General features: G+C 72.0%; 20 protein-coding genes. 14 read left to right on the top strand and 6 right to left on the bottom strand.

The features are described 5' to 3' along the window. Positions 1 to 22: 22 nt before the first annotated feature. Complete coding sequence (locus tag ACFFIA_RS09230; protein ID WP_377248548.1) at positions 23 to 691, top strand: hypothetical protein; 669 nt, start codon at positions 23 to 25, stop codon at positions 689 to 691. A gap of 301 nt (positions 692 to 992) precedes the next feature. Here the strand turns inward: ACFFIA_RS09230 and ACFFIA_RS09225 are convergent, their stop codons facing one another. Beyond that, a complete protein-coding gene (locus tag ACFFIA_RS09225) occupies positions 993 to 1,184 on the bottom strand; it encodes a DUF5703 family protein (RefSeq protein ID WP_377248546.1) in 192 nt (63 codons plus the stop codon). 33 nt (positions 1,185 to 1,217) lie between these two features. Further along, complete coding sequence (locus tag ACFFIA_RS09220; protein WP_377248543.1) at positions 1,218 to 2,189, bottom strand: aldo/keto reductase; 972 nt, start codon at positions 2,187 to 2,189, stop codon at positions 1,218 to 1,220. Positions 2,190 to 2,284: 95 nt separating this feature from the next. Between ACFFIA_RS09220 and ACFFIA_RS09215 the strand changes: the two genes are divergently transcribed. From ACFFIA_RS09215 to mshC, 6 genes are all read left to right on the top strand, one after another. Beyond that, the gene (locus ACFFIA_RS09215; protein WP_377248541.1) at positions 2,285 to 3,337 is read left to right on the top strand and encodes an LLM class F420-dependent oxidoreductase; all 1,053 of its coding nucleotides are present in this window, start codon (positions 2,285 to 2,287) and stop codon (positions 3,335 to 3,337) included. Next, on the top strand, positions 3,334 to 4,167 hold the full coding sequence (locus ACFFIA_RS09210) for an undecaprenyl-diphosphate phosphatase (RefSeq protein ID WP_377248539.1): 834 nt from the start codon (positions 3,334 to 3,336) through the stop codon (positions 4,165 to 4,167). Before ACFFIA_RS09215 ends, ACFFIA_RS09210 begins: the two co-directional genes overlap by 4 nt. 29 nt (positions 4,168 to 4,196) lie before the next feature. Continuing rightward, the gene (locus ACFFIA_RS09205; protein ID WP_377248537.1) at positions 4,197 to 4,898 is read left to right on the top strand and encodes an Rv2135c family putative phosphatase; all 702 of its coding nucleotides are present in this window, start codon (positions 4,197 to 4,199) and stop codon (positions 4,896 to 4,898) included. An 84-nt stretch (positions 4,899 to 4,982) separates the two neighbouring features. Continuing rightward, positions 4,983 to 5,564, top strand: coding sequence for an Rv2134c family protein (locus ACFFIA_RS09200; protein WP_377248535.1), 582 nt, complete (start codon positions 4,983 to 4,985; stop codon positions 5,562 to 5,564). A 38-nt stretch (positions 5,565 to 5,602) separates the two neighbouring features. Beyond that, positions 5,603 to 6,421: an Rv2133c family protein gene (locus tag ACFFIA_RS09195; RefSeq protein WP_377248533.1), complete on the top strand. Its 819-nt coding sequence runs from the start codon at positions 5,603 to 5,605 to the stop codon at positions 6,419 to 6,421. A gap of 176 nt (positions 6,422 to 6,597) precedes the next feature. Beyond that, entirely contained in the window at positions 6,598 to 7,839 is a 1,242-nt protein-coding gene (gene mshC, locus ACFFIA_RS09190; RefSeq protein ID WP_377248531.1) for a cysteine--1-D-myo-inosityl 2-amino-2-deoxy-alpha-D-glucopyranoside ligase, read from the top strand. Positions 7,840 to 7,966: 127 nt separating this feature from the next. Here mshC and ACFFIA_RS09185 read toward each other — a convergent pair whose 3' ends face one another. Then, positions 7,967 to 8,758: a GntR family transcriptional regulator gene (locus tag ACFFIA_RS09185; protein ID WP_377248528.1), complete on the bottom strand. Its 792-nt coding sequence runs from the start codon at positions 8,756 to 8,758 to the stop codon at positions 7,967 to 7,969. 68 nt (positions 8,759 to 8,826) lie between these two features. Continuing rightward, positions 8,827 to 9,696 carry a PAC2 family protein gene (locus ACFFIA_RS09180; RefSeq protein WP_377248525.1) on the bottom strand — a complete coding sequence of 290 codons (870 nt, stop codon included), beginning with the start codon at positions 9,694 to 9,696 and terminating at the stop codon, positions 8,827 to 8,829. A gap of 129 nt (positions 9,697 to 9,825) precedes the next feature. Here ACFFIA_RS09180 and metH point away from each other — a divergent pair, with 129 nt between their 5' ends. Next, positions 9,826 to 13,329 (top strand): methionine synthase, encoded by a 3,504-nt coding sequence (metH, locus tag ACFFIA_RS09175; protein WP_377248612.1) that lies wholly within the window; start codon positions 9,826 to 9,828, stop codon positions 13,327 to 13,329. Positions 13,330 to 13,365: 36 nt separating this feature from the next. On the opposite strand, the gene ACFFIA_RS09170 is transcribed toward metH, so the two are convergent. Together ACFFIA_RS09170 and ACFFIA_RS09165 are read right to left on the bottom strand one after the other, a co-directional pair. Next, on the bottom strand, positions 13,366 to 14,607 hold the full coding sequence (locus ACFFIA_RS09170; protein WP_377248522.1) for a tyrosine-type recombinase/integrase: 1,242 nt from the start codon (positions 14,605 to 14,607) through the stop codon (positions 13,366 to 13,368). Further along, the gene (locus ACFFIA_RS09165) at positions 14,594 to 15,025 is read right to left on the bottom strand and encodes a helix-turn-helix domain-containing protein (RefSeq protein ID WP_377248519.1); all 432 of its coding nucleotides are present in this window, start codon (positions 15,023 to 15,025) and stop codon (positions 14,594 to 14,596) included. Before ACFFIA_RS09165 ends, ACFFIA_RS09170 begins: the two co-directional genes overlap by 14 nt. A gap of 87 nt (positions 15,026 to 15,112) precedes the next feature. Between ACFFIA_RS09165 and ACFFIA_RS09160 the strand changes: the two genes are divergently transcribed. The 6 genes from ACFFIA_RS09160 to ACFFIA_RS09135 are packed head-to-tail and all read left to right on the top strand — an operon-like array spanning position 15,113 to position 18,923. Then, on the top strand, positions 15,113 to 15,310 hold the full coding sequence (locus tag ACFFIA_RS09160) for a helix-turn-helix domain-containing protein (protein ID WP_377248516.1): 198 nt from the start codon (positions 15,113 to 15,115) through the stop codon (positions 15,308 to 15,310). A 3-nt stretch (positions 15,311 to 15,313) separates the two neighbouring features. Continuing rightward, positions 15,314 to 15,685, top strand: a complete 372-nt coding sequence (locus ACFFIA_RS09155) for a hypothetical protein (RefSeq protein ID WP_377248513.1) — start codon at positions 15,314 to 15,316, stop codon at positions 15,683 to 15,685. Further along, entirely contained in the window at positions 15,678 to 17,891 is a 2,214-nt protein-coding gene (locus tag ACFFIA_RS09150; protein WP_377248510.1) for a bifunctional DNA primase/polymerase, read from the top strand. Before ACFFIA_RS09155 ends, ACFFIA_RS09150 begins: the two co-directional genes overlap by 8 nt. Positions 17,892 to 17,905: 14 nt before the next feature. After that, a complete protein-coding gene (locus ACFFIA_RS09145; protein WP_377248507.1) occupies positions 17,906 to 18,076 on the top strand; it encodes a hypothetical protein in 171 nt (56 codons plus the stop codon). Then, complete coding sequence (locus ACFFIA_RS09140; protein WP_377248504.1) at positions 18,073 to 18,249, top strand: hypothetical protein; 177 nt, start codon at positions 18,073 to 18,075, stop codon at positions 18,247 to 18,249. The genes ACFFIA_RS09145 and ACFFIA_RS09140 overlap by 4 nt, the downstream gene beginning before the upstream one ends. A gap of 2 nt (positions 18,250 to 18,251) precedes the next feature. Beyond that, positions 18,252 to 18,923 (top strand): hypothetical protein, encoded by a 672-nt coding sequence (locus tag ACFFIA_RS09135; protein ID WP_377248501.1) that lies wholly within the window; start codon positions 18,252 to 18,254, stop codon positions 18,921 to 18,923. Position 18,924 lies beyond the last annotated feature (1 nt).

Raw genomic sequence — 18,924 nt, 5'->3', positions numbered from 1 at the left:
CGCTGAAGGGACCCTCCTCACCATGACCGACCAGCACGCGGAGCTGGACGCCGCTCTCGAGCGGGTGATCGAAGCCGCGCGCGGCCACCTCGCCGCCGTCAAGGCCGCCGAGGGCCGCATCGACGACGACGACGTCTGGCAGGCGTACGTCACCCTCAACAACGCCTCGTACGAGTACGACGAGCTGCTGCTCGACGCGTTCGGCGAGGTCACGCCCTGGGATGTCGAGTCGATCGACCCGGACGAGGCCGACGAGCGGTTCGGCGTCGGCCTGGGCGGTGTCGACGGCACCGAGCCCGAAGACGCGCACTCCCACGTCGTCTCCGTACGGCAGCGCCGCGACTACCGCGTGCCGAGCGTGGCCGCGCTGCTCCGGGTCGCCGAGGCGGCCCGCCGCTCCGGCCTGCCCGAGGACGAGGAGGAGGCCGAGCCGGTCGAGACCGTCGGCGAGGCGGTGCTGGAGCTGCTCCAGGCCGGCGACGGCTCGCTGGGAGCGCTCGACATCCCCGAGCTGGAGCCGCTCGACGGCGTCGTGATGGTCTCCGAGGTCGACACGCCGCTCGACCTGGAGGCGTTCGGCGAGGAGGACGCCTCCGGCCCCTTCGCGCCCGGCCCGGAAGACCGCTTGGTCGGCCGCCTCGACGAGCATCCGTTCATGCCGCTCGACGACGAGGTCGAAGCCTCGTCCTGACCCCGCCCCCGGCGCCGCATCCCTCGACCGGGGGTGCGGCGTCGCTGGCATTTCTTGAGAGATCCGGGCTACCGCGACGCCCGTCGTGGTCCGGACCGCCGCTCCCGCGGCCGCACCCTCCGCGTCGCACGATCCGCGAGGGGCCGGCGCGTCCTCGGTCTGGGCTGCCGGTCGCTCACCGCTCGACTGGCGAGCGGGCTCGGGCGCGTGGCGGACGCCGTGGCGGTCGGGCGGGGGCGCTCGCGACCGCGTTCGTCTGGAGCACCGGCGTACGCGGTGCTGGTGGCTTGGCTCTGGTGGGTCAGTAGGAGAGGCCGGGCTGCGGCTGGCTGGCCACCCGGCGGCGGAGCATGACCTTGCGGGTGCCGTCGCGGAAGAGTTGTACGCGCGCGAGCTCCCAGCCGGAGAACTCGGCCTGGATCGCCAGTTGCGCCGCTGCCGCGAGCCGGTCGACATTCGGTGGTAACCGCAGCGGCGCGTATTCGTAGTCCATGCGACCCATCCTGCACACGCGGATCGGCTATCGCTAGCCTTCGCGCTCGGGATAACCCAGTGGAATTGCGGACACATCATCCAGTGCCTGGGTAATCTCCGCCGGAAGCGTCATCTCCTCCACCGTGAGCGCGCCGAGGAGTTGCCCGACCGTACGGGCGCCGAGGATGGGGGCGACCACGCCGGGCCGGTCGCGGACCCAGGCCAGCGCGACCTCGAGCGGCGACACGCCGAGCCCGCCCGCGGCCGTGACCACCGCCTGGACGATGCTGGAGCAGCGCGGCTCCAGGTACGGCGCGACGAAGGGCTCGAAGTGCGGCGACGCGGCCCGCGAGTCGGCCGGGCGGCCGTTGCGGTACTTGCCGGTGAGCACGCCCCGCCCCAGCGGCGACCAGGGGAGCAGGCCCAGCCCGAGCGCGGTGGCGGCGGGCACGACCTCGCGTTCGACGCCCCGCTCCAGCAGCGAGTACTCCATCTGGGTCGCCACGATCGGCGCCCGGCCGGGAAACGCGGCCTGCCAGGTCGCGGCGCGGGCGGTCTGCCAGGCGGAGAAGTTGGAGACGCCGACGTACCGCACGCGGCCGCTGACCACCGCGTGGTCGAGGGCGGTCAGCGTCTCCTCGATCGGCGTCTCGGTGTCGTATCCGTGCACCTGCCACAGGTCGACGTGGTCGGTGCCGAGCCGGCGCAGCGAGGCGTCGAGGCTGCCCAGCAGGTGGGACCGGGAGCCGTCGCGGCGGCGGGACGTACCCGGGCGCAGGCCCGCCTTGGTGGCGATCAGCACCTCCTCGCGGGGCACCAGCGTGCCGAGCAGGGCGCCGATCACCGCCTCGGCCTCGCCGTCCGCGTACACGTCGGCGGTGTCGACGAGGTTGCCCCCGGCGTCGAGGAAGCTCTTGAGCTGCGCGGCCGCGTCGTCGGCGTCGGTGTCCCGGCCCCAGGTCATGGTGCCGAGCGCGAGCCGGGATACCGCCAGCCCGCTGCGCCCGAGCGGTCGCTGTTGCATGGGTGCACCTTATTCAGTCCCGTGTCCCTGTCCAGTGGTCGTCCCCTATTGCGTACCCTGGTGCGACTCGACTTGGGGCCTGTGTTGGGGGAGATGTGCGGTTAGGACTGACTCTCGGGTACCAGACGGCGTGGACGACGCCGGCCGACCACCTGGCGATGGCGCAGGAGGCGGAGCGGCTCGGGTACGCGGTGGTGTGGGCGGCGGAGGCGTACGGCTCCGACTCACCCAGCACGCTGGCCTGGATCGCCGGGCAGACCACCACGATCGACGTGGGCAGCGCGGTCATGCAGATCCCCGCCCGCACCCCGGCCGCCACCGCCATGACCGCCGCCACGATCGACAGCCTCTCCGGCGGCCGCTTCCGGCTCGGCCTCGGCGTGTCCGGGCCGCAGGTCTCCGAGGGGTGGCACGGGGTCCGCTTCGCCAAGCCGCTGGGCCGCACCAGGGAGTACGTCGAGATCGTCAAGCTGGCGATCGCCCGCAAGACCGTCGCGTACGAAGGCGCGCACTACACGCTGCCCCTGCCCGACGGTCCCGGCAAGGCGCTCAAACTGGGCTTCCATTCGCCACGGGAGCGCATCCCGATCTACCTCGCCGCGGTCGGCCCGAAGAACCTCGAGCTGGCCGGCGAGATCGCGGACGGCTGGCTGGCCATCTTCTTCTCCCCGGACACGGCCGCCGACCAGCTCGCCACGGTCGCCGCCGGGCGGGCCCGGGCCGGGCTGGGGCTGGAGGGCTTCGACGTGGTGCCGACCGTGCCCGCGGTGGTCGGTGACGACGTCGCCTCCTGCGCCGAGCTGGTCCGCTGGTACGCCGCCCTCTACGTGGGCGGCATGGGCAGCCGCGAGACCAACTACTACAACCAGCTCGCGGTCCGCATGGGGTACGCCGACGAGGCGCGCGAGGTGCAGGACCTCTACCTCGCCAAGCGGCACCGGGACGCGGCGGCGGCCGTACCGCTGGAGTTCATCGACCGCACCTCGCTGCTCGGGCCGAAGGAGCGGATCGCGGAGAAGCTGGTGGCGTACGCCGAGGCGGGCGTGACCACCCTCTCCGTCTCGCTCTTCGCGGGTGACGCCGAGCACGGCATCCAGACGCTGCGTACCCTCGCGGAGGCGCACGAGCTGTCGGGGGTCGGGGCGTGACCTGGATCGAGGCGATCGTCCTGGGGATCGTGCAGGGGCTCACCGAGTTCCTGCCGGTCAGCTCGTCGGCGCACATGCGGATCACGTCGGCGCTCTTCTTCGACGAGGACGCGGGCGCGTCGTTCACCGCGGTGACCCAGCTCGGCACCGAGGCGGCCGTGCTGATCTACTTCGCCAAGGACATCTTCCGGCTGTCGAAGACCTGGATCGTGGGGCTGTGGGATCGGTCGGTGCGGTCCACACTGGACTACCGCATGGCCTGGTACGTGATCATCGGCTCCATCCCGATCGGCGCGATCGGCTTCCTCTTCAAGGACCAGATCCGCTCCGCCGCCCGCAACCTGTGGCTCGTCGCCACCATGCTCATCGTGTTCGCCCTGGTCCTCGCGTTCGCCGAGTTCTGGGGGCGGAAGGTGCGCACCATCGAGCAGTTCACGTTGAAGGACGGCGTCGTGATGGGCCTCGCGCAGGCGATGGCGCTCGTGCCCGGCGTCTCCCGCTCGGGCGGCGTGGTCACCGCCGGCCTGCTGCTCAACCTCACCCGCGAGACCGCGACCCGGTACTCGTTCCTGCTCGCCATCCCGGCCGTCGTGATGTCCGGCCTGTTCTCGATCCCGGACGTCTTCGACACCAGCGGCGAGGGGCTCACCCCGTCGGTGCCGCAGATGGTGGTGGCGACGCTGATCGCGTTCGGGCTGGGGTACGCGTCGATCGCCTGGCTCCTGCGGTATGTCGCGCATCACAGTCTGTACGCCTTCGTCCTGTACCGGGTCGCGCTCGGCAGCCTGGTGCTCTGCCTGCTCGCCGGCGGTGTCATCTCCGCGACGTAGCCGCGTTGGCGCGCGCGGCCGTCGTAGGGTTGGTGATCGTGGCTACTGTGCTGCTGCTGCGCCACGGGCGCACGACGGCGAACGCGGACGGCGGGCTCGCCGGCCGCCGTCCGGTGGAGCTCGACGAGACCGGGCGGGCGCAGGCCGCCGCCGTGGGCGAGCGACTGCGCCCGCTGCCGCTCGCCGCTGTCGTCAGCAGCCCGCTCATCCGCTGCCGGCAGACACTCGACCTCGCGCTGCCCGCGGCGGAGGTGGCGGTCGAGGAGGGCTTGACCGAGTGCGGGTACGGCGAGTGGGAGGGCCAGCCGCTCAAGAAGCTCGCGAAGGATCCACTGTGGCCGGTGGTGCAGCAGCATCCGAGCGCGGTGGTCTTCCCGGGCGGCGAGGCGATGGCCGCGATGGCGGCGCGGGCGGTCGAGGCGGTGCGCCGGTGGGACGCGCGGGTCACCGCCGAGCACGGCCCGGAGGCGGTGTGGCTCGCCTGCACGCACGGTGACGTGATCAAGGCGATCGTGGCCGACGCGCTCGGCGTACACCTGGATCTCTTCCAGCGCATCGTGGCCGACCCGGCCTCGCTGACCGCGATCAGCTACACCCCGACGCGGCCCTTCCTGCTCCGCCTGAACGACACCGGCGGTGAGATCACCGCGCCGGTCCCACCGAAGCGGCGGCGCCCCCGGCGCACCCGCCCGGCCGACTCCGACGCGGTCGTGGGCGGCCGTGCCGGTTGATCTCCTCGCCCGGCGAGGGCGCGCGGTGGCGGCGTGCCTGAACGCACTGCACACGCGAGCCGCCGGACGGATAGGGTCTTAGGCATGACCCACCAGGTGCACGCATTCGAGCCGCCGGAGCGGTTCGTCGCTGGGACCGTGGGTCCGCCGGGGGAGCGGACGTTCTTCCTCCAGGCCCGCGGCGGTGGCCGGTTGGTCAGCGTCGCCCTGGAGAAGGTGCAGATGTCGTTGCTGGCCGAAAAGCTGGAGGAGTTGCTCGCCGAGGCGCACCGCCGGTTCGGCGCCGAGCTGCCCGAGGCGCCCACGGCCCTCTCCGACAACGAGCCGCTCGACACGCCGGTGGACGAGGAGTTCCGGGTGGGCACGCTGGGGCTCGCCTACGACGTCGACACCGCCACCGTGGTCATCGAGGCGATCGCGGCCGGCGAGGCGGAGGTCGAGGTCGAGTTGGGCGGCGAGGCCGAGCTGACCGAGGACGACGAGGACGAGGAGCCCGACGACGACCTCGACCGCCTGCGCGTGCGCCTCACACCGGCGGCGGCCCGCGCCTTCATCGACCGCGCCCGCCGCGTGCTCGCCGCCGGGCGGCCGCCCTGCCCGCTGTGCGGCCAGCCCCTCGACCCGCGCGGCCACCTCTGCCCCCGCCACAACGGCTACCACCGGTAGCGTCCCGTGGTCAGGTTGATCGTCCCGCGGCCTGCCCCGTGACGAGGCTCGACGTGCAGCCGGTGCTCGACGAGGGAGACGCGCTCCGGCTGCTGCGGCACGGGGAGTTCGAGCTGGAGGGGCGGCTGGTCGACGCCTCCAACACCACGCTGCGGGGCTTCCTCACCCTCGACGGCGTGACGGCCCGCTGCGTGTACAAGCCGGTGCGGGGAGAGCGCCCGCTGTGGGACTTCCCCGACGGCACGCTCGCCGGGCGAGAGGTCTCCGCCTACCTGGTGTCCCGCGCGACCGGCTGGCGCCTCGTCCCGCCCACCGTCCTGCGCGACGGCCCGCTCGGTCCCGGCGCCTGCCAGCTCTGGATCGACCAGCCCGAAGACGGCGAGTCGCTGGTCGGCTTCGTGCCGGTGTACGAGCTGCCCGTCGGCTGGTTCCGCATCGCCTCCGCGCGCGACGAGGAGGGCAACGCGTACGCCCTGGCCCACGCCGACGATCCCCGCCTGGCCCGCATGGCCGTCCTCGACGCGGTCATCAACAACGGCGACCGCAAGGGCGGCCACGTCCTGGTCGGCCCGGGCGGCCAGGTCTTCGGCGTCGACCACGGGGTGAGCTTCAACGTCGACGACAAGCTGCGCACCGTCCTGTGGGGCTGGACCCGCGAGCGCCTGCCCGACGACGCCGTCGAGGTGCTGGAGCGCCTCCTGCCCGCGCTCGACGGCCCGCTGGGCGAGCAGTTGGCCGTCCACCTGACGACCGCCGAGGTGGCCCGCACCCGCGAGCGCGTGGGCCTGCTCCTCGCGGCCGGCCGCTTCCCCGGCCCGTCGGACGACTGGCCCGCGGTGCCCTGGCCCCCGATCTGACCGCACGCCGGCGCCGCTTCTTATGCGCCTCGGCACGTCGGCGGCTTCGCCTCACCAGCGCAAGATCCGAAGAGCCGATCGCCCTCACCCGGCCGGGCCGAAACATCCGAGCCGAACCGCCCCAGCCGCGGCGACCGCGACCGGCGGGCCCACCCCGGCTGGATAGGCTGACCGACATGGAATCTTGGACCGGCCACGAGGTGCCGCGGCTGCCGGGAAGCGGCCAGCCGCTCGCGTTGTTCGACTCGGCGCGGCGTGCCGTGCACCCCACCGGCGGCCCGTCCGGCGAGCGCACCATCTATGTGTGCGGCATCACGCCGTACGACGCGACCCACCTCGGCCACGCCGCCACCATGATCACGTTCGACCTGGTGCAGCGGGCGTGGCGGGACGCCGGCCACTCCGTCACGTACATCCAGAACGTCACCGACATCGACGACCCCCTCCTCGAACGCGCCGAGCGCGACGGGGAGGACTGGATCGTGCTCGCCATGCGCGAGACGGCGCTGTTCCGCGAAGACATGGAGGCGCTGCGGATGATCCCGCCGGCGCACTACGTGGGCGCGGTCGAGTCGATCCCGGCGATCGTGGAGAAGGTGGCGGCGCTGGTCGACCGCGGCGCCGCGTACCGCCTCGACGACGGCACCGGCGACGTCTACTTCCACGTCGCCGCCGCGCCCGCGTTCGGCTACGAGTCCAACCTCTCCCGCGAGCAGATGCTCGCCTTCTTCGCCGAGCGGGGCGGCGACCCCGAGCGCGCGGGCAAGCGCGACCCGCTCGACCCGCTGCTGTGGCGGGGCGCCCGCGAGGGTGAGCCGGCGTGGCCGGGCGGGTCGTTCGGTCCGGGGCGGCCGGGCTGGCACATCGAGTGCGCCTCGATCGCGCTCGACCTGCTCGGCGACACCATCGACGTACAGGGCGGCGGCAACGACCTCCTCTTCCCGCACCACGAGTGCTCCGCCGCGCACGCCGAGGCGCTGACGGGTGCGGCGCCGTTCGCCCGCCACTACGTACACGCGGGCATGATCGGCCTCGACGGCGACAAGATGTCCAAGTCCCAGGGCAACCTGGTCTTCGTGTCCCGGTTGCGGGCCGACCGGGTCGACCAGATGGCGCTGCGCCTCGCGCTCCTGGCCGACCACTACCGGGCCGACCGCCAGTGGACCGACGAGCTGCTCAAGACCGCGGAGCAGCGGCTGGCCCGGTGGCGCGCGGCCGCCACGGCCGGCACCGGGCCGTCGGGGGCCGACCTCCTCGCCGGGCTACGCGCCAGGGTCGCCGACGACCTCGACACTCCCGGCGCGCTCGCGCTCGTCGACGAGTGGTCCGACCGCGCGCTGGGCGGCGCCGGCGACGACACCGAGGCCCCGGCGCTGATGGCCGCGTCGGTCGACGCCCTCCTCGGCGTGAGGCTCTAGACGATCTGGTTCAAGGGACCCTCAGTTCGCGCGAATCTGACGATTTTGCAACAGGCTCCATAGGGTCACCCTTCGCCACGCACGGATCGACCCTCTTGGTCTCTAGCTGTGCCCGCGACGTCCGGGCCTAGCCGAGGGCCAGGCCGGGATCCGGGTCGGGGTCCGGCACCGGCGCGGGGATCTTGTACTCCTCGGTCAGCGTCGTCATCGGCCCGGGCCACGTCGCCTGGGCCACCTCGATCGGCTTGTGCTTCTCGTCGTAGGCCACGTGCAGCAGGTGCAGCACCGGCGTGTCCGGCCGGATCTGGAGGATCTCCGCCTCCTCGCGGCTGGGCTGGCGGGCGCTGATCGTGTCGGTCGCCGACGCGTACCGCCGCCCGGTGACCTCCTCGACCTCCTGGTACAGCGGCCGCCCGAACGCCTCGCGCCGCTCCAGGCCGGTGCCGGCCGCGTCGTCCACGCGAAACCACGAGGCGCCCACCTCGACCGGTACGTCCTCGGTGCGCACGACGTGCCGGCGCACCACCAGCTCGGTGCCGTCCCGGACGCCGAACGCGTCGGCCACCTCGGGCGGCGCGGGCGCGCGTCCCACCTCGTGGAGGTGCTGGCGGTAGCGGGCGGCGAGGTCGGCGTGGTAGCCGCGGTGGGCGCCGTACCGGCCGCGGGAGAGGCGGTTGAGGCGGCGGCGGGTACCCCGGACGTACGTGCCGGAGCCCGGCTTGGTGATCAGCAGCCCTTCGACCCTGAGCTGGTCGACCGTGCGCTGGACGGTCTGCTTCGCCACCCCGAACATCTCCGCGATCGCCGGGATGCTCGGCAGCCGCTCGCCGGGGGCCCAGTCGCCCCGCCGGATGCGTTCCCGCAGTTGGGCGGCGATCTGGCGGTGGGGGAACTCGGCGGCGCCGGGGTTGATGCTCATAGGTTCCTAGGATGCCCCAGAGGAGTGTGACGCGCCACACACGACACACCACACGGACTGGAAAGCGGCTACCAGGAACCCGCGGTCGGACCCGCCGACCCGCCCCGCCGCCGCAGGTACTTCTCGAACTCCTGGGCGATCTCGTCACCGGTCAGCGGCTGGATGCCGGCGTCGCCGACCCGCTCCTCGAGCTCGCGCACGTACTCGCCCAGCTCGGCGTCCTGCTCGGCCGCCGCCCGCACGCGCTGCTCCCACTCGGCGGCCTCCTCGGCCAGGTCGGCCATCGGCACCGGCAGGTCGAGCACGTCCTCGACGCGGTGCAGCAGCGCCTGGGTCGCCTTGGGGCAGGGCGGGTTGTTGGCGTAGTGCGGCACGTGGACCCAGAAGGAGAGCGCGTCGACCTCGGCGCGCGTACACGCGTCCTGGAGGACCCCCACGATGCCGGTGGGACCGTCGTAGCGGGTGGGGGTGAGGCGGTAGCGCTCGGCCGCGTCCTTGTCGGAGGCGCTGCCGCTGATCGGCAGGGGGCGGGTGTACGGCACGTCGGCCAGCAGCGCGCCCAGCAGCACGACCCGGTTGATCTCCAGGCTGTGGCACAGCTCCAGCACCTGCTCGCAGAAGGTGCGCCACCGCATGCTCGGCTCGATGCCCCGGATCAGCACGACGTTGCGCTCGGTGCCGGGCGGGGTGGCCACCATGAAGCGGGTGGTCGGCCACTCGATCCGCCGCGTCTCGCCCTCCGCCATCGTGATCGTGGGGCGGCTCACCTGGAAGTCGTAGAAGTCCTCCGGATCGAGCGCCGCGATCTGCTTGGCTTCCCACACCTGTTCGAGGTGCTCGACCGCCGCGGTGGACGCGTCGGCGGCGTCGTTCCACCCCTCGAAAGCGGCGATGGCCACGGGGGAGCGCAGCGTCGGCAGGCCGTCAAACTCGGTCACATCTCTCAGCCTACGTGCCTGGGCCTGACCTGACCCGACAGCGGGCCGGGCCGGGCGGGTCGAGAGGCGCCCCGACCACCGCACGCGCGACGCGGCCGAGGGCACTAACCTTGGACCGTGCCGAACTCGCTGCTTGACGCGCTAGCCGATCGCATCCTCATCGCCGACGGGGCGATGGGCACCATGCTACAGGCCGCTGACCTGGATGTGGACGACGACTTCCAGGGCCTCGAGGGCTGTAACGAGGTGCTCAACGTGACCCGCCCCGACGTGGTGCGGAGCGTGCACGAGGCATACTTCGCGGCCGGGTCCGACTGCGTCGAGACAAACACGTTCGGTGCCAACCTCGCGGCCCTGGGTGAGTACGACATTCCCCACCGGATCTTCGAGCTTTCGGAGGCGGGCGCGCGCATCGCGCGGGAGGCGGCCGACCGGTTCGCGACGCCCGAGCGGCCGCGCTTCGTGCTCGGCTCGATCGGCCCCGGCACCAAGCTGCCGACGCTCGGCCACGTGCCCTACGCCTCGCTGCGCGACGCCTACCAGGAAAACGCCGCCGGGCTCATCGCCGGCGGTGCCGACGCGCTCATCGTCGAGACCTGCCAGGACCTCCTCCAGACCAAGGCCGCGATCATCGGGGTACGCCGCGCGGCCGCCGAGGCCGGGCGGGCCGTCCCGCTGATCTGCCACGTGACGGTGGAGACCACCGGCACGATGCTGCTGGGCAGCGAGATCGGCGCGGCGCTCACCGCGCTCGAGCCGCTCGGCATCGACCTGATCGGCCTCAACTGCGCCACCGGCCCGGCCGAGATGACCGAGCACCTGCGCTACCTCTCCCAGCACGCGCGCGTGCCGCTCTCGGTGATGCCCAACGCCGGCCTGCCCGAGCTGACCGCCGACGGTGCCCACTACCCGCTCACCCCCGAGGAGTTGGCCGAGGCGCTTGACCGCTTCGTCAACGAATACGGCGTCTCCCTGATCGGCGGCTGCTGCGGCACGACGCCCGAGCATGTACGCGTGGTCTCCGAGCGGCTCGCCGGAGCCCACACCGCGCCGCGGCGGCCGACCATCGAGGCCGGCGTCTCCTCGATCTACCACCACGTGCCTTTCGCGCAGGACGCGAGCGTGCTGATGGTGGGGGAGCGCACCAATGCCAACGGGTCGAAGGCGTTCCGCGAGGCGATGCTGGCCGGCGACTACCAGTCGTGCGTGGAGATCGCCCGGAGTCAGGCCCGCGACGGCTCGCACCTGCTCGACCTCTGCGTCGACTACGTGGGGCGCGACGGCGCCCAGGACATGCGCGAGCTGGCCGGCCGCTTCGCCACCGCCTCGACGCTCCCGATCATGCTCGACTCCACCGAGCCGGCCGTGATCGAGGCGGGCCTGGAGATGCTCGGCGGCCGCTGCGTGGTCAACTCCGTCAACTTCGAAGACGGCGACGGCCCCGAGTCGCGGTACGCCCGGGTGATGCCGATCGTCCAGGAGCACGGCGCCGGCGTGGTCGCCCTCTGCATCGACGAGGAGGGGCAGGCGCGCACCGCCGAGTGGAAGGTGCGGGTCGCCTCCCGCCTCATCGACGACCTCACCGGCCGGTGGGGGTTGCCGGTCTCGGACATCCTGGTCGACTGCCTCACGTTCCCGATCTCCACGGGTCAGGAGGAGACCCGCCGCGACGGCATCGAGACAATCGAGGCGATCCGGCAGATCTCCGAGCGATACCCGGGCGTCAACTTCACCTTGGGGATCTCCAACGTCTCCTTCGGCCTCAACGCCGCCGCCCGTCAGGTGCTCAACTCGGTCTTCCTGCACGAGTGCGTCGAGGCGGGCCTCACCAGCGCGATCGTGCACGCCAGCAAGATCCTGCCGATGTCGAAGATCCCGGAGGAGCAGCGCACCGTCGCGCTCGACCTGGTCTACGACCGGCGGCGCGAGGGTTACGACCCGCTCCAGCGCTTCATCGAGCTGTTCGAGGGCGTCGACGTGGCCTCCGCCCGCGCCAACCGGGCGCAGGAGCTGGCCGCCCTCCCGATCGGCGAGCGCCTCAAGCGGCGGATCATCGACGGCGAGCGCAACGGGCTCGAGGCCGACCTCGACGAGCAACTGCGCTCGATGTCGGCGCTGGCGATCATCAACGACATCCTGCTCGACGGCATGAAGGTGGTCGGCGAGCTGTTCGGGTCGGGCCAGATGCAGTTGCCGTTCGTGCTCCAGTCGGCCGAGGTGATGAAGACCGCGGTCGCCTACCTCGAGCCGCACATGGACAAGGCGGACGACGGGGGCAAGGGCCGCATCGTGCTCGCCACCGTACGCGGCGACGTGCACGACATCGGCAAGAACCTCGTCGACATCATCCTCTCCAACAACGGGTACGAGGTCGTCAACATCGGTATCAAGCAGCCGATCAACGCGATCCTCGACGCCGCCGAGGAGCACCGCGCCGACGCCATCGGCATGTCCGGCCTGCTGGTCAAGAGCACGGTCATCATGAAGGAAAACCTCCAGGAGATGGCCGCGCGCGGGGTCGCCGAGCGCTGGCCCGTCCTCCTCGGCGGCGCGGCGCTCACGAGGGCGTACGTCGAGGACGACCTCCGCTCGATGTTCGCCGGCGAGGTGCACTACGCCCGCGACGCGTTCGAGGGGCTGACGCTCATGGAGCGGGTGATGGCCGCCAAGCGGGGCGAGGCGCCGATCGTCGACCCCTCCCGCGAGGCCGCGCTGGCCGCCCGCCGCGAGCGCCGCGAACGCCAGCGCACCAAGGTCGCCGAGTCGCTGCCCGAGCTGAGCGACGACTCGGTCCGCTCCGATGTGGCCACCGACGTCGACGTGCCCGCACCGCCCTTCTTCGGCACGCGCGTCATCCGCGGCATCCCTCTGGCCGACTACGCGGCGCTGCTCGACGAGCGGGCCACGTTCCTGGGGCAGTGGGGCCTGCGCGGCTCCCGCGGCGGCTCCGGCCCCACGTACGAGGAGCTGGTCGAGACCGAGGGCCGCCCCCGCCTGCGCTACTGGCTCGACCGCCTCACCGCCGACAAGGTGCTTGAGGCCGCCGTGGTGTACGGCTACTTCCCGGCCTACTCGGAGGGCAACGACCTGGTCGTCCTCGACGAGAACGGGCACGCCGAGCGGGCCCGCTTCACCTTCCCGAGGCAGCGCCAGGAGCGCCGCCTCTGCCTCGCCGACTTCTTCCGCCCCCGGGCCGACGGGCTCGACGTGGTCGCGCTCCAGCTGGTCACGGTCGGCCAGCCGATCAGCGAGTACACGGCGAAGCTGTTCGCCCGCAACGAATACCGCGACTACCTGGAGGTGCACGGCCTCTCGGTGCAGCTCACCGAGGCCCTCGCCGAGTACTGGCACAAGCGCGTCCGCGGCGAGTTCACCCTCCCCGGCGGCGGCACGGTGGCCGACAGCGACCCGCGGGACCTGGCCGGCCTGTTGCGCAACGACTACCGCGGCTGCCGCTACGCCTTCGGCTACCCCGCCTGCCCCGACCTGGAAGACCGCGCCAAGATGGTCGACCTGCTCGGCGCCGACCGCATCGGGGTCCAGCTCTCGGAGGAGTTCCAGCTCGTCCCCGAGCAAGCCACCGACGCGATCGTCGTCCACCACCCCGACGCCAACTACTTCAACGCCAAATAACAGGAGGGGCACGCGCACCCGCTCTGACCTGCGGATTCATCGCACCGCCTCCAGGCTTGGGCGCACGGTGGGCACATCGCGCCCAAATGCCGCGTCCACCGCCTGGCGGGCACGGTCCTCGTCGTCCGGCCACAGGTGCGAGTAGACCCGCAGCGTCACCGACGCGTCCTTGTGACCGAGTAGCCTCGCCACCGCCTTCGGGCTCAGCCCGCCCGCGATGAGCATCGAGGCGAACAGGTGCCGCAGGTCGTGCATGCCGACCTCGCCGAGCTGGGCCGCGCGCTGCCGCAGCCCAGCCGCCTTGTCGGCGTCGCGCTCAGCCTTCGCCAACGCCCGGAACGCCGCAGCAGCGGCCCGACGCGCCGGGCCCCAGATCGTCTCGTTGAAGTCGTTGCGGTGCAAGGGGTTCCCGGACGCGTCGGCGAAGATGAAGCGCGCCGTCCGCCGCACCGCTCGCTTGCCGGCCGGGTCGGCGGTTGTATCGAGCACCTCGACCTCACGCGCCGGGAACTCCTTCAAGTGCGCGGCGAGTCGGTCGATCACGGCCTGCCCGAGCGGCATGGTCCGATAGCTGTACTGATTCTTGGGCGCACACACGACGACGCCGCCCCCGGCCGCAGGCTGGACCTGCTGGCACACCTTCGCCGACCTGCGCAAGAAGTCGACGTGCGACACCTCCAGGCCGAACGCCTCGCCCTGCCGTAGGCCGGTACCGGCGTCCACCTCGACCAGCGCCCGGTAGCGCGGGTCCACCGCGGTGACGAGCGCGTCAACCTGCTCCAGCAGCAGCGGCACTACTTCCTTGTGCGGCAGCTCCGGCAGCTTGACGCCGAGCGTCGGGTCCTGGCCGATGATGCGGTCGCGGTGCGCCGCGCCGAAGATGGCGCGCACGGTGGCCCAGAGCGGCCGTACCGAGGAGGGTGCGAGGTCGACGCCGGTCACGAACGCCTGGAGCGTGCTCTGTCGGATGCCGGCCATCGGCTTGTCACCGAGCGCCGGGTACGCGTGCCGGTGCAACTGCGACTTCGTGCGCATCACCGTATTCGGCCGGTGCGGCTGGGCGAGGCGCCACTTCTCACCATACGAGCGGAAGGTCTCCTTGCCGGCGACCGGGTCGACGTACGAACCGATGTTCAGCGAGTGCTCGATCTCGGCCCGGTAGCGGTCGGCATCGACCTTGCGGGCGAAGCCCTTCTTCCGCAGCGTGTTCGACTCGTCACGCCACCGGACAACCCACGGTGTGCGCTTCCGCGTCGGATCCTTGTTAACGCTCGCCATCGCCGGCCGCCCGTACCGCGTCGTCGAACGCCGGATCCGTCACCGGGAGCTTCGGGGCTGGCTGCGCGCCGCTCTTGGCCCAGCTCAGCGCGCCCGTGGTGTCGCGGTTGACCTCGAAGTGGAACGGGCCGGACAACAGTTGATCAACGATTACGGCGGCCGTCGTCTCTGGATCCGCGTCCGAGGCCAGGAGCAGCAGATGCGGCGAGGTGCCCAGCACGCCCGCCAGTGCCACCAGTTCCTCAGCGGTCACGTACGCCCGGCGCCCGTTCTCGAAGTTGGCCACGATCGAGCGATCCCAGCGGGTGCCGGCCGCGGCCATCTCCTCAGCGAGGCGCGCGGCAGACCAGCCACGAGCCGCCCGTAGCTCACGCACTCGGGCGGCGATCCGGCGGTGCAATGACTCAGGTTGTGTCACGCGAGCACAATAGCTACCTGCTGGACACAACGCAATAGCTCACGCTACGGTGCTCGCAGCACACAACCTGAGCGTGAGGAGCACAGGATGCGCGATACGCGCCCACTCGCGACCCCCGCCGAGGTCGCCGAGCACCTGCAGAAGCCTGTCAGAACACTGGAGCAGTGGCGGTACCTGGGGATCGGCCCGAGCTTCATCCGCGTCGGGCGGGACGTCCGCTATCGCTGGCGCGACATCGAACGGTGGGAAGACGCCCAGACCACCGCGACTACGGCGGTGGCATAGACGATGATCACAACAGAAGAACGCCCCGTGACCAGCGGGGCGCTCCTGGAGACGGCCGGCGAGGACGTCAAGCGGGATGGTACACCCGACACCCAGTGGCCAGATGACCACTGGTGGGTGCGCAACTGGGTCTGTGGGGATCTCACCTCGCGGCAGATGGGGCTCCTGCGGGCGATGCTCGACACCGGCCCATGCCGCTACACCGGCGACGGCAGTTGCTTCATGTGCTCCGGCGCGTCGCTGGCGGACATGCTCCGGGCGACTGACGTGCACGGCCTGACGCTGCGCTACTTCGGCCGCGACGACATCGCGGCCATCCGGCGTGTGCTGGAACGGACCGCCGCTGACTGGTTGCAGGGGAAGATCGTTGGCTGACCTGTTCATCCCGGCCGAGCTGCCCGCCGACACGCTCGGCGCCGCCCTGGCGTACGCGGCGGCCGGCTGGTACGTGCTGCCGGTGGACCCGGCCACCAAGCACCCCGGTAGCCGGGTCGGCCACGACTGGCCGGCGAAGTCGACGCGCGACCCGGGCTTGATCCACTCGTGGTACACGACGCGGCCCGGTGACGCGCTCGCCTTGCACGTAGGGCGATCCGGCGCCGTGGTGTTCGATGTGGACAGTGTGGCGCGGATGCCGTACGCGCTCACCCGGGCCGCCCTGGACACCTCCCCGCCGATGCAGTCCACGCGCGTCGGTGACCCCCTGCGCGGGCACTACGTGTTCGCCGCAGCGGTCGGCTCGGTGGGCAACAGCACGGGCGACCTCGGGCCGGGCTGGGGCGACGTGCGGGGCCTCAACGGCATCGTGGTGGTGGCGCCCACTCCGCACAGCAAGGCGGCCGAGGGCGGGCAGTACCGCTGGCTGCGGACCGGGCCTCTGCCCGAGCTGCCGGCCGAGCTCGCGGCGTGCCTGCGTCCGCCCGGCGCCAAGTCCGGGCACAGCTCGGCGCAGGTGCGCGCGTGGCTCGACGCGCTGCCGGACGGGGCGCCGTGTCAGGCGGTGGCCCGGGTCAGCACGTACGTCGAGCCGGTCGACGGCGGCCGGCACGAGGCGATGATCACGGCACAGCAGCGGCTGACCCGGCTCGGCGACCAGGGGCACCGGGGCGTACCGAGCGCGCTGGAGGCGCTGCGCGAGAGCTTCATGGACGCCAAGCCGGAGGGTGAAGACGAGTACGAACGGGCGCTGGAGGGTGCCGTGCGTACCGTGCTGGCCGTGCCCACGGCGCCGGAGAACCGCCGGTGCTGCGGGGGCGACGACGCCGAGGCGTTCATGCGGCTGTTCGGGCTGAGCGCGTACGTACCGCCCGGCGCCCCGCCGGCGCCCACCCCGGAAGCGCGGGGCTCGAGACTCTGGGGCAGCGCGTTGCCGCCGGGCGTCTTCTCGGGCCCACCCCCGCCCACGCCGCCGTACGTGCTCGCGGACCTGGTGCGCGAGGGCGAGTTGGTCGCGCTGGCCTCGGAGGGCAAGGCGGGCAAGTCGCTGTTCACCCTCGACCGCGTGCTCAGCGCCGTGGTCGAGGGTGGGCGGCACGTGCTGTACCTCGACGCTGAGAACAGCCTGCGTGACCTCCACACGCGGGTGCACGCGCTCGGGCGGGCCGACGCCGACCTGTCCGGGCTGACCTACCTGAGCTTCCCGTCGCTGGCGCTGGATGTGCCGGCCGACGCCGCCGAGCTGTTGCGGTTCGTCGCCGAGCTGCCCAGCCTGCCGCACCTGGTGGTGTTCGACACCGCGAGCCGGTTCCTGGCCGGCAAAGAGAACGACAGCGAGCCGTGGTTGGCCATGTACCGGCAGGCGCTGCTTCCGCTCAAGCGGGCGGGCGTCGCCGTGCTCCGGCTCGACCACTTCGGCAAGGACCCGACCAAGGGCCAGCGCGGCAGCTCGGCGAAGACCGGCGACGTGGACGTCGTGTGGGAGCTGACCGCGGACGAGATCCGCAACGGCGGCACCGGGGCGGCCCGGCTCCAGTTGGTCTGCACACACCAGCGCAGCGGTACCCACGAGCACGAGGCCGTCTTCATCCGCACGCCGGTGGGCGCACCCCTGACGCGACACGACCGGGTCGGCTCGGTGGCCGGTGGGGCACTGGTGGGCGACCCGGGCGACCGGGTGGACGCGATCGTGCGGGCGCTCGACGCGGCCGGCGCGCCGGTGAGTGGCAAGGGCTCGGGCCGGGACGCGGCATACGCGGCGCTGCACGCGCAGTTCCCCACGGCGACGGAGAAGCAGTGGACCGAGGCGGTACGCCGCCGGAAGATCCGGGGCGGGCTGACATCGACGCCCGTGAGCGTGGAAGCTGCGCAGGAGATCAACAACGGACCTGCGCGCGCGCAGGACGAATTTCTGCGCGACGCCCGCGCAGGTGGCGCGTTTTCGCAGGTCACACCTGCGCGCGCAGAAACCGCGCAGAACGAGACGAGCCACTCCGCGCAGTTGCGCCAGCCCATAGGGCGCGCAGTTGCGCAGGCTGACCCAGAAAGAGCGGTGAAACACATGAAGGATGCCCCCCCGATGCCGCACCGGTCCGGCTGCTCTGGCCTGGCCGGCGGAGCCTGTGTGTGCGGGGCGGCCGCATGAGCCGGGATCTCCTGATGCTCGACCTCGACGCGCTCACCGCGGATGACGCGGGTCTGCTCGCCGATGCGCTGCTGTCCGCCAGCAACCACCCCCGGGTCAGCCGGAGCGGCGGCGACGCGCTCGCCCACCTGGCCGACCAAATGATCATCCTCAGCCGCAAGGCCAAGAAAGGGAATCGAAAGTGACCACTGAAGACCAGAGCTTGTTTGGCCAGCAGCGGCCGATCCTGCCCGACCCGCCGGAGGGCGAGGAGACCGTGCCCGACAACCTCGGCGCGCTGGCCGACGAGATCCTGTCCGACGCTCCCGCTGTCAACGAGGCCGGCAAGGCGGCCGACAACATCGAAAGGTGGCGCTGACCATGGCCCAGACAACCCCCAAGCTGCCCGAGGCGCTGGACGCGATCCGGGGCATCCTGCCGGCCGACGTGTCCGCCATGCTGGATCGGCTGTTCGAGCTGCGCGCGGCCCGGCGCGCTTCGGTGGTCACCGGCAACCGGTTCAAGGCTGGTCCGCAGCGACCGCAGGCGACTGGTGACCCGGCCGTGGACGGTCCGGCGGCCGAGCAGCACCGGGCGGACCGCCACGCGTACCAGAAGGCCATGCACACCAACAGCGCGATGACCAGCGTGGCACGTGGCCGGCTGTACCAGTGGGCGCGCAGCGAGGGCCAGGCGTTCGTCAAGGGGTCGCTCGGACAGGCGATCGGCGTTCTCGTGGCTGGTGCCAAGCCGTTCATAGCCCAGATCACCAAGACCGGTCTGGACCCGAAGGACGGCGCGGCCATCGCCGAGCGCGGCACGCAGGATCAGGTCCGCGCCTTCCGCAAGATCGCTGATCTTGACCGGGAGTACCAGCCGTTCGCCACCGCAGCCCGCGAGGTGCTCAAGGAGGTGCACGGCAGCAACTTCGCCGCGCGCCGTCAGGCGATGATCGACGTGCCGGCGACGCTCGTGGACGCCGCGGCGAAGTTCGGGCCGATCACCGAGGCCGCCGGGCTCGATGCGGCGGTCGCGCACCTCCGGGCCTCCTGAT

This window comes from Phytohabitans kaempferiae (assembly GCF_042433955.1).
Taxonomy (GTDB): Bacteria; Actinomycetota; Actinomycetes; order Mycobacteriales; family Micromonosporaceae; genus Phytohabitans; species Phytohabitans kaempferiae.
This window is presented reverse-complemented; position numbering and strand designations above follow the sequence as displayed.

Coding starts and splice junctions, on each gene's coding strand:
- ACFFIA_RS09230 (WP_377248548.1), top strand. CDS start 23: ATGACCGACCAGCACGCGGAGCTGGACGCCGCTCTCGAGCGGGTGATC.
- ACFFIA_RS09225 (WP_377248546.1), bottom strand. CDS start 1,184: ATGGACTACGAATACGCGCCGCTGCGGTTACCACCGAATGTCGACCGG.
- ACFFIA_RS09220 (WP_377248543.1), bottom strand. CDS start 2,189: ATGCAACAGCGACCGCTCGGGCGCAGCGGGCTGGCGGTATCCCGGCTC.
- ACFFIA_RS09200 (WP_377248535.1), top strand. CDS start 4,983: ATGACCCACCAGGTGCACGCATTCGAGCCGCCGGAGCGGTTCGTCGCT.
- mshC (WP_377248531.1), top strand. CDS start 6,598: ATGGAATCTTGGACCGGCCACGAGGTGCCGCGGCTGCCGGGAAGCGGC.
- ACFFIA_RS09185 (WP_377248528.1), bottom strand. CDS start 8,758: ATGAGCATCAACCCCGGCGCCGCCGAGTTCCCCCACCGCCAGATCGCC.
- ACFFIA_RS09170 (WP_377248522.1), bottom strand. CDS start 14,607: ATGGCGAGCGTTAACAAGGATCCGACGCGGAAGCGCACACCGTGGGTT.
- ACFFIA_RS09160 (WP_377248516.1), top strand. CDS start 15,113: ATGCGCGATACGCGCCCACTCGCGACCCCCGCCGAGGTCGCCGAGCAC.
- ACFFIA_RS09155 (WP_377248513.1), top strand. CDS start 15,314: ATGATCACAACAGAAGAACGCCCCGTGACCAGCGGGGCGCTCCTGGAG.
- ACFFIA_RS09145 (WP_377248507.1), top strand. CDS start 17,906: ATGCTCGACCTCGACGCGCTCACCGCGGATGACGCGGGTCTGCTCGCC.
- ACFFIA_RS09135 (WP_377248501.1), top strand. CDS start 18,252: ATGGCCCAGACAACCCCCAAGCTGCCCGAGGCGCTGGACGCGATCCGG.